12 protein-coding genes are annotated in these 16,629 nt (G+C 70.0%); 9 read left to right on the top strand and 3 right to left on the bottom strand.

Annotation, left to right across the window (positions count from 1 at the left end):
- Window positions 1-65: 65 nt before the first annotated feature.
- Entirely contained in the window at window positions 66-4,022 is a 3,957-nt protein-coding gene (gene eccCa / locus PV721_RS20195; RefSeq protein ID WP_319726342.1) for a type VII secretion protein EccCa, read from the bottom strand.
- A 195-nt stretch (window positions 4,023-4,217) separates the two neighbouring features.
- Between eccCa and eccD the strand changes: the two genes are divergently transcribed.
- The 6 genes from eccD (at window position 4,218) to PV721_RS20165 (ending at window position 11,369) form a co-directional block, all read left to right on the top strand.
- Window positions 4,218-5,735 (top strand): type VII secretion integral membrane protein EccD, encoded by a 1,518-nt coding sequence (gene eccD / locus PV721_RS20190; protein WP_319726340.1) that lies wholly within the window; start codon window positions 4,218-4,220, stop codon window positions 5,733-5,735.
- A 182-nt stretch (window positions 5,736-5,917) separates the two neighbouring features.
- Complete coding sequence (gene rpsO / locus PV721_RS20185; RefSeq protein ID WP_030011220.1) at window positions 5,918-6,205, top strand: 30S ribosomal protein S15; 288 nt, start codon at window positions 5,918-5,920, stop codon at window positions 6,203-6,205.
- A 318-nt stretch (window positions 6,206-6,523) separates the two neighbouring features.
- Window positions 6,524-8,746, top strand: a complete 2,223-nt coding sequence (locus PV721_RS20180; protein ID WP_319726368.1) for a polyribonucleotide nucleotidyltransferase — start codon at window positions 6,524-6,526, stop codon at window positions 8,744-8,746.
- Complete coding sequence (locus PV721_RS20175; protein ID WP_319726332.1) at window positions 8,743-10,122, top strand: pitrilysin family protein; 1,380 nt, start codon at window positions 8,743-8,745, stop codon at window positions 10,120-10,122. Before PV721_RS20180 ends, PV721_RS20175 begins: the two co-directional genes overlap by 4 nt.
- A 25-nt stretch (window positions 10,123-10,147) precedes the next feature.
- Window positions 10,148-10,900 (top strand): 4-hydroxy-tetrahydrodipicolinate reductase, encoded by a 753-nt coding sequence (dapB, locus tag PV721_RS20170; RefSeq protein WP_319726329.1) that lies wholly within the window; start codon window positions 10,148-10,150, stop codon window positions 10,898-10,900.
- A gap of 16 nt (window positions 10,901-10,916) precedes the next feature.
- Window positions 10,917-11,369, top strand: a complete 453-nt coding sequence (locus PV721_RS20165) for a hypothetical protein (RefSeq protein ID WP_319726327.1) — start codon at window positions 10,917-10,919, stop codon at window positions 11,367-11,369.
- A gap of 36 nt (window positions 11,370-11,405) precedes the next feature.
- Here PV721_RS20165 and PV721_RS20160 read toward each other — a convergent pair whose 3' ends face one another.
- Both PV721_RS20160 and PV721_RS20155 read right to left on the bottom strand, forming a co-directional pair.
- Window positions 11,406-11,969 (bottom strand): PH domain-containing protein, encoded by a 564-nt coding sequence (locus PV721_RS20160; RefSeq protein WP_319726325.1) that lies wholly within the window; start codon window positions 11,967-11,969, stop codon window positions 11,406-11,408.
- 48 nt (window positions 11,970-12,017) lie between these two features.
- Window positions 12,018-12,257, bottom strand: coding sequence for a hypothetical protein (locus PV721_RS20155; protein ID WP_319726323.1), 240 nt, complete (start codon window positions 12,255-12,257; stop codon window positions 12,018-12,020).
- Window positions 12,258-12,470: 213 nt separating this feature from the next.
- Between PV721_RS20155 and thyX the strand changes: the two genes are divergently transcribed.
- The 3 genes from thyX (at window position 12,471) to PV721_RS20140 (ending at window position 16,145) form a co-directional block, all read left to right on the top strand.
- Window positions 12,471-13,211, top strand: coding sequence for an FAD-dependent thymidylate synthase (gene thyX / locus PV721_RS20150; RefSeq protein WP_319726322.1), 741 nt, complete (start codon window positions 12,471-12,473; stop codon window positions 13,209-13,211).
- Window positions 13,212-13,439: 228 nt separating this feature from the next.
- Window positions 13,440-14,339, top strand: coding sequence for a 4-hydroxy-tetrahydrodipicolinate synthase (dapA, locus tag PV721_RS20145; protein WP_319726321.1), 900 nt, complete (start codon window positions 13,440-13,442; stop codon window positions 14,337-14,339).
- Window positions 14,340-14,459: 120 nt separating this feature from the next.
- Window positions 14,460-16,145, top strand: a complete 1,686-nt coding sequence (locus tag PV721_RS20140) for a ribonuclease J (protein WP_319726319.1) — start codon at window positions 14,460-14,462, stop codon at window positions 16,143-16,145.
- Window positions 16,146-16,629: the final 484 nt, after the last annotated feature.

The raw sequence follows: 16,629 nt of genomic DNA, 5'->3' as shown, positions 1-16,629 counted from the left end.
ACCGGATGTCCGCGGCCCCGGGCCCCGGCGACCGGCGCTCCGGCCGGCCACCAGGGTCCGGGGACTCACATGGCGCCCGGCATCCGGCCGAGCTGGACCAGCGAGGTCCCCCGCTTGCGCGAGGCGAAGTACGCCCGGCCCGGCGGCATCGGACGCGGCCGGACGTTGCCGACCAGGTCGCCCTCGGACGGGTCGCCGGACAGCACGAGGCCCTGCGCGCCCAGCTCCTTGATCCGCTGCATGAACGGCTCGTACAGCGAGCGCGAGGCGCCCGCCGAGTTGCGCGCGATGATGAAGCGGACGCCCGTGTCGCGGGCGAAGGGCAGGAACTCCACCAGCGGCGCCAGCGGATTGCCCTGGCTGGTGGACACCAGGTCGTAGTCGTCGATGATGATGAACACGTCCGGGCCCGTCCACCAGCTGCGGTCGCGCAGCTGCTGCGGAGTGACGTCGGTCGGCGGCTGCCGCCGCGAGAACACCCCGCCCAGCGCCTCCATGTGCATCTGCAGGGAGCTCGCCATCGGCGCGTACTCCAGCAGGTGCTCCTCCGGCAGCGCCCCGAGCAGGCTGCGCCGGTAGTCGCCCACGACCAGCCGCGCCTGGTCCGGCGTGTAGCGCTCGGAGATCTGCTTGGCGATGAGCCGCAGCAGGTTCGTCTTGCCCGACTCGCTCTCGCCGAACACGAGGAGGAAGGGGTCGGTCTCGAAGTCGACGAAGACCGGCTCCAGGTCGCTCTCGTCGATGCCGATCGCGATCCCGCGGCCGGGGAACTCCCCGCCCTTGGGCAGCTGGTCCGAGTGGAGCAGCCGCGGCAGCAGCCGTACGCCGGGAGCCGACTGGCCCGACCAGTTCTGCTTCACCGCTTCCACGAAGGCGGCCGTGCCCTCCGACAGGTCCCCGGCGTCGTGCGAGCCGTCGATCCGCGGCAGCGCGCCCAGGAAGTGCAGCTTCTCCGCCACCTGACCGCGGCCCGGCATCCCCGCGGGGACGTTCGCCGCGACCTTGCGGTCGAACTCGGAGTCCATCGTGTCACCGAGGCGCAGCTCCAGCCGGCTGAGCATCTGGTCCTTGAGCGCGGCCCGCACCTCCATGTACCGCGCCGCGGTGATCACCACGTGGATGCCGTAGCCCAGGCCGCGGGACGCGATGTCCGTGACGATCTGCTCCAGGCCCTCGTACTCGCCGCGGAAGTTGCCCCAGCCGTCGACGAGCAGGAACACGTCGCCCCACGGCTCGTGGGGCAGGTCGCCGGCCGCCCGGCGCCGCCGGTAGGTGCCGATCGAGTCGATGTTGTTCGCGCGGAAGAACTCCTCGCGGCGGTTGAGGATGCCCCCGACCTCCGCGACCGTACGCCGCACCCGCTCCGGGTCCAGGCGCGAGGCGATCCCGCCCACGTGCGGCAGCTCGGACACCGCCGACAGGCTGCCACCGCCGAAGTCCAGCCCGTAGAACTGCACTTCGCGCGGGGTGTGGGTGAGCGCGAACGAAGCGATCAGCGTCCGCATCAGCGTCGACTTGCCCGACTGCGGACCGCCGACGACCATCATGTGGCCCGCCGCACCCGAGAAGTCCCGGTACAGCACCTCGCGCCGCTGCTCGAAGGGCTTGTCGATGAGGCCGAGCGGCACCACGAGGCCGCCGGGCCGCGTGTACCCGTCCGCGTGCAGCCCGCGCTCCGCGCTCGGCGCCAGCGCCGGCAGCAACTGGTCCAGCGGCGGCGCCTGGTCGAGCGGCGGCAGCCACACCTGGTGCGCCGGCACCCCCTGCCCCTCCAGCCGGCTCACGATCACGTCGAGCACCGTGTCCGCGAGCGCGTCGTCCTCCCGCGTCGTCTGCGCCGCCAGGTACGCCGGGTCCGGAGCCGCGTACACCACCGGCACCGGAGCCGCCGTGAACAGCGCCGGGCGCCGCTCCACCGGGAACAGCCCCACCGACAGGTCCGGGCCGCCCGAGCGGTAGGTGCCCGACACGTACGCCGCCTTGAAGCGGGTCATCTCGTCCGTACCGAACTTCAGGTAGCCCGAACCGGGCACCGACGGCAGGTGGTAGGCGTCCGGCACGCCGATCGCGGTCCGCGACTCCGCCGCCGAGAAGGTCCGCAGACCGATCCGGTACGACAGGTACGTGTCGAGGCCGCGCAGCTTGCCCTCCTCCAGACGCTGCGAGGCCAGCAGCAGGTGCACGCCCAGCGACCGGCCGATGCGGCCGATCTGGATGAACATGTCGATGAAATCCGGCTTCGCCGTCAGCAGCTCGCTGAACTCGTCGATGACCAGCACCAGCGAGGCCAGCGGCTCCAGCGGGGCGCCCGCCGCGCGGGCCTTCTCGTAGTCGTGGATGTTGGCGTAGTTGCCCGCCGAACGCAGCAGCTCCTGCCGGCGCTGCAGCTCACCGCGGATCGAGTCGCCCATGCGGTCCACGAGCGTGAGGTCGTCCGCCAGGTTGGTGATGACGGCCGCGACGTGCGGCATCTGCCCCATGCCGGTGAAGGTCGCACCGCCCTTGAAGTCGGCGAGCACGAAGTTCAGCGTCTCCGAGGTGTGCGTGACCGCGAGACCCAGAACCAGCGTGCGCAGCAGCTCCGACTTGCCGGAACCGGTCGCGCCCACGCACAGACCGTGCGGGCCCATGCCCTCCTGCGCGGCCTCCTTCAGGTCCAGCATCACCGGAGCGCCGTCCTCGCCGACACCGATCGGCACGCGCAGCCGCTCACCGGCCGACCTCGGCCGCCAGGTTCGCGCCACGTCCACCGCGGCCGCGTCGCCCAGGTTCAGCAGGTCCGTGAAGTCCAGGTTGGCGAGCAGCGGCTCGTCGTCGTCCCCGCCGCCCGTGCGCATCGGCGCCAACTGCCGGGCCAGCGCTTCCGCCGCGGGCAGCGACAGCGTGTCCGGGACGCCCTCGTACGCGACGCCCCCGCCGGACTCCAGGCGCAGCCGGCCCGGCCGCACCACGACCGACAGCCCGCCGCGCGGCTCGTCCAGCTCGCCCGCGACCACCTCGACGATGGTGACGCCCTGCAGCCCCTCGGCCGCCGCGAACACCGAGTCCGGCGGCACCATGCCGCCGTCCAGCACGACCACCAGGTGCGGCTGGTCCAGGACCGGGGAAACGTCCCGGCTGAACCGCGGCCGGCCCTCCAGCCGGGCCCCCAGCAGCCCCTCCAGCTCGGCGAGGTCGTCTCCGAACAGCCGCTTCGTACCGGCCCCGTCGACCTGGCCCGGGACCTGCGTGTGCGGCAGCCACTTCGTCCAGTCCCACGAGGGCACCGCACCCGGCGCGGCCACCACGGCCACCATCAGGTCCTCGGGGGAGTGCAGCGTCGCCAGCTGCGCGACCATCGCCCGCGCCGTACTGCGTGCGGAGTCCGGCTCCCCGGAGACCGTCACGTGGTAGAACGCCCGGATCGACAGCGCCACCGGCAGCCCGTCCAGCGAGGAGTGCACCTTCAGGAAGCGCTGCATCGCGCCCGCGGTCAGCGGCTCCAGCTCGTCCACCGGCGCCGTCTCCGGCGCCACCAGCGTGGTCGCCAGCCGCTGCGCGCCCAGCCCGAGCCGGGCCTGCCCGAAGTCACGGTCGCCGACGCGCCGCTCCCACAGCCGCGAACCCTCCGCCACCACCGACCACAACTGCTCCGGGGCCGGGTGCAGATAGAGCTGCGCGTCGCGCTGCGTCCGCGCGGTCCTGCGCACCTGACGGCGCGTCTGCGCAAGGTATTTGAGGTAGTCCCGGCGCACATCGGCCATTTGCCCCTGCGTACCGCGTCGGTGGCGCACCAGCTGGGCGATGACCATGCCGACGGTCGACACGAGCATCAGCACACCCATGATGCGCATGAACGGTGCCGCGCCAGGCATGAAGAAGAAGACGACGGAAGAGCCCATGCCGAGCATCGGCAGGAGCTGCATCAGCATGCCCTCCTGCTGCCCGCGCGGAAGTTCGGGCGGAGCTTCCAGCCTCAGCTCGTCCGAGGGAACCTCGGGCGGCAGGGACCGCGGCGGGCGTTTGACGACGATCTGGCTCACCGGAGCATCAATCCCTCGAAAACGGACGGGACGTCATAACCGGCGCCCCCAAGTCCCGGGCGCGAAGGGGGTTCCCCCACGCGACGGTGATCCTACTTGCCGACAGTAGGGCAGACGCCCGGTAGGGTGGCGCGCGCAGCATGCGCATCCGCGAATCGTCCGCCGGTGCGGGCACCAACCAGGGGGGTCACACAGGTGAGTACGGCCGCAACGACGGGCTTCTGCAGGGTCACCGTCGTGGCTCCTGACAGCCGGATCGACGTCGCCCTCCCCGAGGACATCGCCGTCGCCGACGTCTATCCCGAGCTGCTGCGCCTCACCGGCCAGACCCAGCCCGTGGGCGCCCCGACCGGCTTCCATCTCGTACGCCGCTCCGGCACCGTCCTCGACGGGGCCCGCACCCTCGCCGCCCAGCAGATCCTCGACGGCGAGGTGCTGAGCCTGCGCCCCTTCGCCGAGTCCCTGCCGCCCGCGGTGTTCGACGACGTGTCCGACGCCGTCGCCTCCGCCGTCGTCCGCGACCGGCACCGCTGGAGCGACGACATGCTGCGCGGCGCGGGCCTGGCCGGCGCCGCCGTGCTGCTCGTCATGCTCGGCTTCGTCCTCTGGTACGCCGACCCGCTCCGCCACGACATGCACGGACTGCCCGGGATCATCGCCGGGGCCGTCGGCGTCCTGCTCACCGCCGTGGCCGGGGTCCGGGCCCGCGTCTACCGCGACCGCCTCTCCGCCGTGGCGCTCGGCCTCGGCGCCCTCCCGCACCTGCTGATCGCCGGCTCCGGGATCATCGCCCCGGCCGTCGGCGACGGCCCGGGCCGGCTCCAGTTCCTGCTCGGCTGCGTCTGCGTCCTCGTCGCCTCCGTCGCACTGGTCGCGCTCACCCCCAGTGGCGACGCCCCCTTCGTCGCGGCCACCTTCGTCGCCGCCACCGGAACGCTCGCCACCTTCGTCGCCATCGCCACCGAGGCGTCCGCGACCGACACGGCCGCCGCCTGCGCCCCCGTCGCCATCGGGCTCGTCGCCTTCCTCCCCGGCCTCTCCGCACGCTTCGCCCGGCTGCCGATCGGCTACGCCGCCCCGCAGAGCGCCACGGACGAGTACACCGACTATGCGGAGACCCCGGACCGCTACGAGAGCGAGCCGTACGGTGACCAGCCCGGCTCCGACCACGAGGCGGCCGGCACCCCGCTCGACGCCGAGGCGATCGCCGCCCAGGCCCGCCGCGGCCACGAGATGCTCCTCGGCCTGGTCGGCGGCTGCGCCGCCGTCGCCGTCGCCTCCGCCGCCGTCCTCGGCTTCTCCGACAACACCTGGGGCCGCCTGCTGGCCCTCGCCACCGGCCTCGCCATGCTGCTGCGCGCCCGCCTCTTCCGCTACACCTCCCAGGTGGTGTGCGCCCTGACCGCCGGTCTCGCCGCCATCGCCCTGCTGATCCTGGGCATGGCCCTGCACCCGCCGGTCGACCTGCTCGAGGCCCTGGTCCTCGAGCAGGACCGCAGCGGCCTGGACCTCCGCACGATCTGGCTGACCGCCGCCGTCGCGGCCGGCGCGGCCCTCCTCGCGGGAATTGCGCTTGTCATCCCGAGCAAGGGTCTGTCACCCTTCTGGGGAAGGCTGCTCGACCTCACCGAGGCGGCGGTCCTGCTCAGCCTGGTCCCCCTGACCCTGGCCGTGCTGGACGTTTACTCCCGGGCCCGCGCTCTCACCAGCTGAGACGCCGCGTCCCGGCAGCCTGGTACGCTGTGTGACGGCCGTTTGTGTACGCGTCCCCCGGATTCCTCCCAAGGGTCTGTGGACTGCGCTCAGCGGACCCCGCCTCCCGAGTTACGGAAGCTCCCCAGAGACTCAGACCTGGGGCACTCGGTGGCAACGAAGACCTAAAACGAGGAGTACGCGTGCCGCTCGACGCCGCTACGAAGAAGCAGATCATCACCGAGTTCGGTGCCAAGGAGGGCGACACCGGCTCCCCCGAGGTCCAGGTTGCGATGCTCTCCCGCCGCATCTCGGACCTGACCGAGCACCTCAAGACGCACAAGCACGACCACCACTCCCGTCGTGGTCTGCTGATCCTGGTCGGCCAGCGTCGCCGCCTGCTGCAGTACCTGGCCAAGAAGGACATCCAGCGCTTCCGTACGCTGGTCGAGCGCCTCGGCATCCGCCGCGGTGCGGCCGGCGCCAAGTAACACGCCGTGAAGGGAGCGGTTCCCGCATCAGGGGGCCGCTCCCTTTGCTGTACGTGCGCACCGGACCGGACCCTTTGTAGTCTGGAACGGACGCACGTGCGCGTCTGAGCAAGACGCGCACAGAAGACGCGCACAACTGAAGAGGAGGAGCGCCCTCCCACGCCGCCGGTCCTCGGTAGTGGCACCCGGAATGCCCCAGGGGGGCAACGACCCGGATGCTTCGATCGAAGACCGGCCCGCACGCCAGGAGCGCTTCTCCGCAACCGTCCACCGCCACACGGGCGGCGGACGGAGACGACGAAAATGGAGAAAACGCTAGTGGAGAACGAGACCCACTACGCCGAGGCCGTCATTGACAACGGTTCCTTCGGCACCCGCACCATCCGCTTCGAGACGGGCCGTCTGGCCCGCCAGGCCGCCGGCTCCGCCGTTGCCTACCTGGACGACGACACGATGGTGCTGTCCGCCACCACCGCGTCGAAGAAGCCCAAGGACCAGCTCGACTTCTTCCCCCTGACGGTGGACGTCGAGGAGCGGCAGTACGCGGCCGGCAAGATCCCCGGCTCCTTCTTCCGTCGTGAGGGCCGGCCCTCCGAGGACGCGATCCTCACCTGCCGCCTGATCGACCGCCCGCTGCGCCCGTCCTTCAAGAAGGGCCTGCGCAACGAGATCCAGGTCGTCGCGACGATCATGGCGCTCAACCCCGACCACCTGTACGACGTCGTCGCGATCAACGCCGCGTCCGCGTCCACCCAGCTGGCCGGCCTGCCCTTCTCCGGCCCGATCGGCGGCGTCCGCGTCGCGCTGATCCGCGGCCAGTGGGTGGCCTTCCCGACGCACACCGAGCTCGAGGACGCCGTCTTCGACATGGTCGTCGCGGGCCGCGTCCTGGAGGACGGCGACGTCGCGATCATGATGGTCGAGGCCGAGGCCACCGAGAAGACCATCGCCCTGGTCAAGGGCGGCGCCCAGGCGCCGACCGAGGAGATCGTGGCCTCCGGCCTCGACGCCGCGAAGCCGTTCATCAAGGTCCTCTGCAAGGCCCAGGCCGACCTGGCCGCCAAGGCCGCGAAGCCCGAGGGCGAGTTCCCGGTCTTCCTGGACTACCAGGACGACGTGTACGAGGCCCTCGCGGCCGCCGTCAAGGGTGACCTCTCCCAGGCGCTGACCATCGCGGGCAAGCAGGACCGCGAGGCCGAGCTGGACCGCGTCAAGGAGATCGCCGCCGAGAAGCTCCTCCCGGCCTTCGAGGGCCGCGAGAAGGAGATCTCCGCCGCCTACCGCAGCCTGACCAAGGCCCTGGTCCGCGAGCGCGTCATCAAGGACAAGGTCCGCATCGACGGCCGCGGGCTCACGGACATCCGTACCCTCGCCGCCGAGGTCGAGGCCATCCCACGCGTGCACGGCTCGGCGCTGTTCGAGCGTGGCGAGACCCAGATCCTGGGCGTCACCACCCTCAACATGCTCCGCATGGAGCAGCAGCTGGACACCCTCTCCCCGGTGACCCGCAAGCGCTACATGCACAACTACAACTTCCCGCCGTACTCCGTCGGTGAGACCGGCCGCGTCGGTTCGCCGAAGCGCCGCGAGATCGGCCACGGCGCGCTCGCCGAGCGCGCGATCGTGCCGGTCCTCCCGACCCGCGAGGAGTTCCCGTACGCGATCCGTCAGGTGTCCGAGGCCCTCGGCTCCAACGGTTCGACGTCCATGGGCTCGGTCTGCGCCTCCACCATGTCGCTGCTGAACGCCGGTGTGCCCCTCAAGGCCCCCGTCGCCGGTATCGCCATGGGCCTGATCTCCCAGGAGATCGACGGCAAGACCCACTACGTCGCCCTCACCGACATCCTCGGTGCGGAGGACGCCTTCGGCGACATGGACTTCAAGGTCGCCGGTACCAAGGAGTTCGTCACCGCGCTCCAGCTGGACACCAAGCTCGACGGCATCCCGGCCTCCGTCCTGGCCGCTGCCCTCAAGCAGGCCCGCGACGCCCGCCTCCACATCCTCGACGTGATGATGGAAGCGATCGACACGCCGGACGCGATGTCCCCGTTCGCCCCGCGGATCATCACCGTCAAGATCCCGGTGGACAAGATCGGTGAGGTCATCGGCCCCAAGGGCAAGATGATCAACCAGATCCAGGAGGACACCGGCGCCGAGATCACGATCGAGGACGACGGCACCATCTACATCGGCGCCGCCGACGGCCCGGCCGCCGAGGCCGCCCGCGCCACGATCAACAGCATCGCCAACCCGACCATGCCGGAGGTCGGCGAGCGGTACCTGGGTACGGTCGTCAAGACCACCACCTTCGGTGCCTTCGTCTCCCTGATGCCCGGCAAGGACGGCCTGCTGCACATCTCGCAGATCCGCAAGCTCGCCGGTGGCAAGCGCGTGGAGAACGTCGAGGACGTGCTCGCGGTCGGCACCAAGGTCCAGGTGGAGATCGCCGAGATCGACCAGCGCGGCAAGCTCTCCCTGATCCCCGTGATCGACGGCGAGGCTGCCGGCGACGACGCTGACAAGGACGACTCCGACAAGTGATGTCGCGTAGTTCCCGTGTGACGGCCCGCCCCTCTTCGGAGGGGCGGGCCGTCGCCCGTACCCAAACCCTCCTCAAGGGTCAGAACGGCATCGGCACCGTCCGGCGCACGGTCCTGCCCGGCGGACTGCGCATCGTCACCGAGACGCTGCCCTCCGTCCGCTCCGCCACCTTCGGCATCTGGGCTCACGTCGGCTCCCGTGACGAGACGCCCACGCTCAACGGCGCCACGCACTACCTGGAGCACCTCCTCTTCAAGGGCACGCACAAGCGCAGCGCCCTCGACATCTCCTCCGCGATCGACGCGGTCGGCGGCGAGATGAACGCCTTCACGGCGAAGGAGTACACCTGCTACTACGCCCGGGTGCTCGACACCGACCTGCCGCTCGCCATCGACGTGGTCTGCGACATGCTCACCGGCTCGCTGATCCGCGAGGAGGACGTCGACGCCGAGCGCGGCGTCATCCTCGAAGAGATCGCGATGACCGAGGACGACCCGGGCGACATGGTCCACGACCTGTTCGCGCAGACCATGTACGGGGACACCCCCCTGGGCCGCCCCGTCCTCGGCACCGTCGACACGATCAACGCCCTGGGCGCCGACCGGATCCGCCGCTTCTACAAGAAGCACTACGACCCGACCCACCTCGTCGTGGCCGCCGCCGGCAACGTCGACCACAACAAGGTCGTACGCCAGGTCCGGGCGGCCTTCGAGAAGGCCGGAGCCCTCGGCCGCACCGACGCCGAGCCGATCGGCCCGCGCAGCGGAGCCAAGCGCATCCGCACCGCCGGCCGCGTCGACCTGGTGAACCGCAAGACCGAGCAGGCCCACGTGGTCCTCGGCATGCCCGGCATCGCCCGCACCGACGAGCGCCGCTGGGCGCTGGGCGTGCTGAACACCGCCCTCGGCGGCGGCATGTCCTCCCGGCTCTTCCAGGAGGTCCGGGAGAAGCGCGGCCTCGCCTACAGCGTGTACTCGTACACCTCGGCCTTCGCCGACACCGGCCTGTTCGGCGTGTACGCCGGCTGCCGGCCCAACCAGGTCCACGACGTGCTCCGGATCTGCCGCGACGAGCTCGACAAGGTCGCGACGGAGGGCCTCCCGGACGACGAGATCAAGCGGGCCATCGGCCAGCTGTCCGGATCCACCGTCCTCGGCCTGGAGGACACCGGCGCGATCATGAACCGCATCGGCAAGAGCGAGCTGTGCTGGGGCGACCAGATGTCGGTCGACGACATGCTGGCCCGGATCGCCTCGGTGACCCCGGACGACGTCCGCTCGGTCGCACAGGATGTACTGGCCCAGCGGCCCTCGCTCGCGGTGATCGGCCCGCTGAAGGAGAAGCAGGCCGCCCGTCTCGACGAAGCGGTCGCCTAGTTCCGTACGTGAGTGAGGAAGCAATATGAGCAAGCTGCGCGTGGCAGTCCTCGGCGCCAAGGGCCGCATCGGCGCCGAGGCGGTCAAGGCGGTCGAGGCCGCCGACGACATGGAGCTGGTGGCAGCCCTGGGCCGTGGCGACAAGCTGGAGACGCTGGCCGAGGCCGGCGCCCAGGTCGCGGTCGAGCTGACCACCCCGGCCTCGGTGATGGGGAACCTGGACTTCCTCATCCGCCACGGAATCCACGGAGTGGTCGGCACCACCGGCTGGACCGAGGACCGCCTCGCCCAGCTGAACACCTGGCTCGCCGGCTCCCCGGCGACCGGTGTGCTCATCGCCCCGAACTTCTCCATCGGCGCCGTCCTCACCATGAAGTTCGCCGCCCAGGCCGCCCGCTACTTCGAGTCCGTCGAGGTCGTCGAGCTGCACCACCCCAACAAGGTCGACGCGCCCTCCGGTACGGCGACCCGTACGGCGCAGCTCATCGCGGCCGCCCGCGCCGAGGCCGGCCTCGGCGCGCAGCCCGACGCCACCGCCACGGCCCTCGACGGGGCCCGTGGCGCGGACGTCGACGGCGTCCCGGTGCACGCCGTCCGCCTGCGCGGGCTGCTGGCCCACCAGGAGGTGCTCCTCGGCGGCGAGGGCGAGACCCTGACCATCCGTCACGACTCCCTGCACCACAGCAGCTTCATGCCGGGCATCCTGCTCGGTGCGCGGCGCGTGACGCAGACCCCGGGCCTCACCTTCGGCCTGGAACACTTCCTCGACCTGGGCTGACCGGACTGATTTCACGATGCGCGCGAAGATCACGTACTTCCTCACGGCCGCCGTCCTGGTCGTCTACTTCGTCCTGGTCGGCAGCCGGGGCCTGATGCTGATCCAGCACGGCACCTGGCTCACCGTCACCTTCGGTGTGGCCGTGCTGATCCTGCCGGTCATCGGCGTCTGGTTCCTCTGGAAGAACACGCAGTTCGTCACCAGGGCCAACCACCTCGCGACCGAGCTGGAGGCCGAGGGCGGGCTGCCCGTCGACGAGCTGGAGCGGGACGCGTACGGGCGGATCCTGCGGGATTCCGCCGACGAGGTCTTCGCGCGCCGCAAGGCCGAGACCGAGGACGCGCCGGGGGACTGGCGCAGCTGGTTCCGGCTCGCCGTCGCCTACCACGACGCCCGGGACACCCCGCGAGCGCGCAAGGCCATGCAGCGGGCGATCGCCCTGCACGACAAGAAGCCCGTACAGGTCTGACACCTGTACGGGCTTCCCGGGGCGCGCCGCGGCGGATCAGGCGGGCACGGGCCGGTACTCGTCGGCCCAGGCACCCACCGTGTCGGCCGCCCGGTCGAAGGCCTCGGCCCGCGACAGGAAATCGGCGTTGTGGTCGGTCAGCAGCACCGGCACGGCCGGCTCCGCGCCGTCGCGCCGTGCCATCGTCAGCGCCTGGCCCTGTACGGTCCTGGGCAGTCCGAGCCAGCGCACCGGCTGCTGCACCGTACGGACCTCGGCGACCTCGCTCCACTTGACCGTGCGGGTCACGAAGAAGCCCACCCGGCGCAGCCCCGCACGGCTCACCCACACCCCCACGCGCAGCGTCTGCACCGCCGACCCGACGACCACGAGGGCGGCCGCCAGGCAGACGCCGGCCCCGCCCCACGCACCGGCGAAGGCGATGATCATCGTGGCCAGCAGCATGAAGGCGGACAGCAGGAGCAGCAGCGCGGAGATGGCCACGCGCCAGGGGCCGGGCCGGTAGGGACGGCGCCAGCGGTCGTGGTCGGCATGGGCCAGGACCTCGTCGTCGTCATCCGCATCGGATGCGCCGTCGGCCGTCAGGAAGGGCAGGGGCACGGCTGGACCTCACTCACATGCACGTTCGGTTGGACTGTGCCCGTGAGGCTACCGCCCCTCGGACGCCTCCGACCGCTGCGACTTCTCCGGCGCCTTGTTCGGCTGCAGCGCGGGCATGCCGAAGAGCAGTGAGCCGGCGAGCCCCGCAATCACGGTCAGTCCGACCAGACTACGGGCGGCCATCTGGGTCCGGCTCACACGCTCGCGCGGCGGCGGAGTGACGTTGCTTCGGAAACGGTCGGCCTCGGAGACGAAAGCGAACGGGACGGCTTCGCGCCGGAGGAACATCAGAGCGAATCTCCTCGGGATGGTGGGGTGGGGGTTCTGCCATGTAGGACGAACGAACCGGTCAATCGGTGCCGGATTTCGGGACATTCACCAGATTTCATGGCTGTGCGTCAGCTGTGAGGGGTCGGCCGTGCGCGTGCGTTTGCGCAAGGACCCGCGAGGGGCGCCGTAGAGTGGGCGCGCCCGAGGAACGCACGTTTGGAAGGACCCCCGGTGAGCGAGACCGCCGCTTCAGATCTGAAACCCAGCTTCCGCAGTGACGTGACGGTGGAGCTGGTGAAGCACTCCGCCGCCGACTCCGACGTGCTGTGGGCCGCGCGCGTCTCCACGGCCGGCGAGCAGTCCCTCGAGGAGCTGCAGAAGGACCCGGAGCGTTCCAAGGGCCTGATCAACTACCTGATGCGCGACCGCCACGGCAGCCCCTTCGAGCACAACTCGATGACCTTCTTCATCAGCGCCCCGATCTTCGTCTTCCGGGAGTTCATGCGTCACCGCGTGGGCTGGTCGTACAACGAGGAATCGGGCCGCTACAGGGAGCTGGAGCCGGTCTTCTACGTCCCGGACGCGGAGCGCAAGCTGGTCCAGGAGGGCCGCCCGGGCAAGTACGTCTTCGTCGAGGGCACCCAGGCGCAGCAGGAGCTGACCGGCCGCGTCATGGAGGACTCCTACGTGCGGGCCTACGAGGCCTACCAGGAGATGCTCGCCGCGGGCGTGGCCCGCGAGGTTGCCCGTTCGGTCCTGCCGGTCGGTCTTTTCTCCTCGATGTACGCCACCTGCAACGCGCGCTCGCTGATGCACTTCCTCGGCCTGCGCACCCAGCACGAGCTCGCGACGGTGCCGTCCTTCCCGCAGCGGGAGATCGAGATGGTCGGCGAGAAGATGGAGCAGCACTGGGCGAAGCTCATGCCGCTCACGTACGCGGCCTACAACGGCAACGGGCGCGTGGCCCCGTAAGGCCCGTTGTTCCCGCAGCGTACAGATGTGCTGCGTCAAGTCCTAAGTGTCCGTATTGCGACGTTTCGTAAACTTCATCTAGGCTGATCAAACGGACCCGGCACTGCTTGAACCCCCGAGCAGGCAGTGCCGGCGTCCAATACCTCCCCCCGGCCGCCGCGGGCGGCACACCCCGTTGACGTCCCCCGAGGGGACACTGCGAGCATGGCAGCGAGTAGCGTGTTACCCATGGCTCCGATCTCGACTCCGCAGACCCCCTTCGGGCGGGTCCTCACCGCCATGATCACGCCGTTCGCGGCGGATGGCGCACTCGACCTCGACGGCGCGCAGCAGCTCGCCGTCCACTTGGTGGACGCAGGCAACGACGGCCTGATCATCAACGGCACCACCGGTGAGTCGCCGACCACCACCGACGCGGAGAAAAACGACCTCGTACGAGCCGTACTCGAAGCCGTCGGGGACCGCGCCCACGTGGTCGCCGGCATCGGCACCAACGACACCCGCCACAGCATGGAACTGGCCCGCCAGGCCGAGCGCACCGGCGCCCACGGCCTGCTCGCCGTCACCCCGTACTACAGCAAGCCGCCGCAGGAGGGCCTGTACCGGCATTTTTCGGCCATCGCCGACGCCGCCGAGCTGCCGGTCATGCTCTACGACATCCCGGGCCGCAGCGGTGTCCCGATCGAGACGGAAACTCTCGTACGCCTGGCCGAGCACCCCCGTATCGTTGCCAACAAGGACGCCAAGGGCGACCTCGGCCGCGCCAGCTGGGCCATCGCACGGAGCGGCCTGGCCTGGTACTCGGGCGACGACATGCTAAACCTGCCGCTCCTCTCGGTCGGCGCGGTCGGCTTCGTCTCCGTGGTCGGCCACGTGGTCACCCCCGAGCTGCGCGCCATGCTGGAGGCCCACCTGGGCGGAGACGTCCAGAAGGCCGCCGAGATCCACCAGAAGCTGCTCCCGGTCTTCACCGGTATGTTCCGCACCCAGGGCGTCATGACCACCAAGGGCGCGCTGAACCTGCAGGGCCTGCCCGCGGGCCCGCTCCGGCTGCCGCTGATCGAACTGACCGCCGAAGAGACGGCGCAGCTCAAGATCGATCTTGCTGCCGGCGGGGTACAGCTCTGACAAGACTTCACAACTGAATAAGCACGACGAACAAATACAGAACAGACAACAGCAAGTGCACGAATGACATGCGCGCCACGTGCCTTCCGGGTACGTGGCGTGCGTGGTGAGGAGACACTTTTGAGCCATCCGCATCCGGAACTCGGTCCGCCGCCGAAGCTGCCCAAGGGCGGCCTCAGGGTCACCCCCCTGGGTGGTCTCGGCGAGATCGGCCGCAACATGACCGTCTTCGAGTTCGACGGTCGCCTGCTGATCGTCGACTGCGGCGTCCTCTTCCCCGAGGAGGAGCAGCCGGGCATCGACCTGATCCTGCCGGACTTCTCGTCCATCCGGGACCGCCTCGACGACATCGAGGGCATCGTGCTCACGCACGGTCACGAGGACCACATCGGCGCCGTCCCCTACCTCCTCCGGGAGAAGCCGGACATCCCGCTGATCGGCTCCAAGCTGACGCTGGCCCTCATCGAGGCGAAGCTCCAGGAGCACCGCATCCGCCCCTACACCCTCGAGGTGAAGGAAGGCGAGCGCGAGGCCCTGGGTCCCTTCGACTGCGAGTTCATCGCGGTCAACCACTCCATCCCCGACGCCCTGGCCGTCGCGATCCGGACCCCCGCGGGCCTGGTCGTCGCCACCGGCGACTTCAAGATGGACCAGCTCCCGCTGGACAAGCGCCTCACCGACCTGCACGCCTTCGCGCGTCTGAGCGAAGAGGGCATCGACCTCCTCCTCTCGGACTCGACGAACGCCGAGGTCCCGGGCTTCGTCCCGCCCGAGCGCGAGATCTCCAACGTCCTGCGCACGGTGTTCGCGAACGCCCACAACCGGATCATCGTGGCCAGCTTCGCCAGCCACGTGCACCGGATCCAGCAGATCCTCGACGCCGCCCACGAGTACGGCCGCCGGGTCGCCTTCGTAGGCCGCTCGATGGTCCGCAACATGGGCATCGCCCGCGACCTGGGCTACCTGAGGGTCCCGGCCGGTCTCGTCGTGGACGTCAAGACCCTCGACGACCTGCCGGCCCACGAGGTCGTCCTGGTCTGCACGGGTTCGCAGGGCGAGCCTATGGCGGCCCTGTCCCGCATGGCCAACCGCGACCACCAGATCCGGATCGTCCCCGGCGACACCGTCATCCTGGCGTCGTCCCTGATCCCGGGCAACGAGAACGCGGTCTACCGCGTGATCAACGGCCTGACCCGCTGGGGCGCCAACGTCGTGCACAAGGGCAACGCCAAGGTGCACGTCTCGGGCCATGCCTCGGCCGGCGAGCTGCTGTACTTCTACAACATCTGCAAGCCGCGGAACCTGATGCCGGTCCACGGCGAATGGCGCCACCTGCGCGCCAACGCCGAGCTGGGTGCCATGACGGGCGTCCCGAAGGACCGCATCGTCATCGCCGAGGACGGCGTGGTGGTCGACCTGATCGACGGCAAGGCCCGGATCTCCGGAAAGGTCCAGGCCGGCTACGTGTACGTGGACGGCCTCTCGGTCGGCGACGTCACGGAAGTCCACCTCAAGGACCGCAAGATCCTCGGCGACGAGGGCATCATCTCGGTCTACGTCGTGGTCGACAGCAGCACGGGCAAGGTCGTCAGCGGCCCGAACATCCAGGCCCGCGGCTCCGGCATCGACGACTCGGCCTTCGGATCGGTCATCCCGAAGATCGAGGAAGCCATCGCCCGCGCCGCGGCCGACGGCGTCGCCGAGCCGCACCAGATCCAGCAGCTGATCCGCCGCACGATGGGCAAGTGGGTCTCGGACGGCTACCGCCGCCGCCCGATGATCCTCCCGGTCGTGGTCGAGGTCTGAGCCTCGCCGTAACGGCCTAACGGGAGCGGGGCAACTGGATTTGCATCTGGGGGCCCCGCTCCAGTACGTTTACGTCTCCACCTCGCACGGCATCCGGGTACACACGTGTGTCCGGACGGTTCGCGCGAGCGGGTGTGAATCCAGACCAGGGAGACCTGATAAAGTCTGATCCGCCCGAAAGGGAAAGGCCCTCCGAAGGCCATCGGAATTCGACTCCAGCCGGAAACGGCCCGGAAAGAATCTGATAGAGTCGGAATCGCCGGAAAGGGAAAGCGCGAAAGTGCAGGAACTGGAAAGCATCGAGGAAATCGGGCCCGAAAGAGTCTGATAGAGTCGGAAACGCAAGAACACAGAACGAAAGCCCGGAGGAAAGCCCGAGAGGGTGAGTACAAAGGAAGCGTCCGTTCCTTGAGAACTCAACAGCGTGCCAAAAATCAACGCCAGAAGTTGATACCCCGTCCACTTCGGTGGATGAGGTTCCTTT

Origin of the sequence: Streptomyces sp. MB09-01, assembly GCF_033794505.1 — a bacterium.
In the GTDB taxonomy this organism is placed as follows: domain Bacteria; phylum Actinomycetota; class Actinomycetes; order Streptomycetales; family Streptomycetaceae; genus Streptomyces.
The sequence above is the reverse complement of the archived record's forward strand: the minus strand, read 5'-3'. Positions and strand labels throughout refer to the sequence as shown.

Coding starts and splice junctions, on each gene's coding strand:
- dapB (WP_319726329.1), top strand. CDS start 10,148: ATGAGCAAGCTGCGCGTGGCAGTCCTCGGCGCCAAGGGCCGCATCGGC.
- PV721_RS20165 (WP_319726327.1), top strand. CDS start 10,917: ATGCGCGCGAAGATCACGTACTTCCTCACGGCCGCCGTCCTGGTCGTC.
- PV721_RS20155 (WP_319726323.1), bottom strand. CDS start 12,257: ATGTTCCTCCGGCGCGAAGCCGTCCCGTTCGCTTTCGTCTCCGAGGCC.
- dapA (WP_319726321.1), top strand. CDS start 13,440: ATGGCTCCGATCTCGACTCCGCAGACCCCCTTCGGGCGGGTCCTCACC.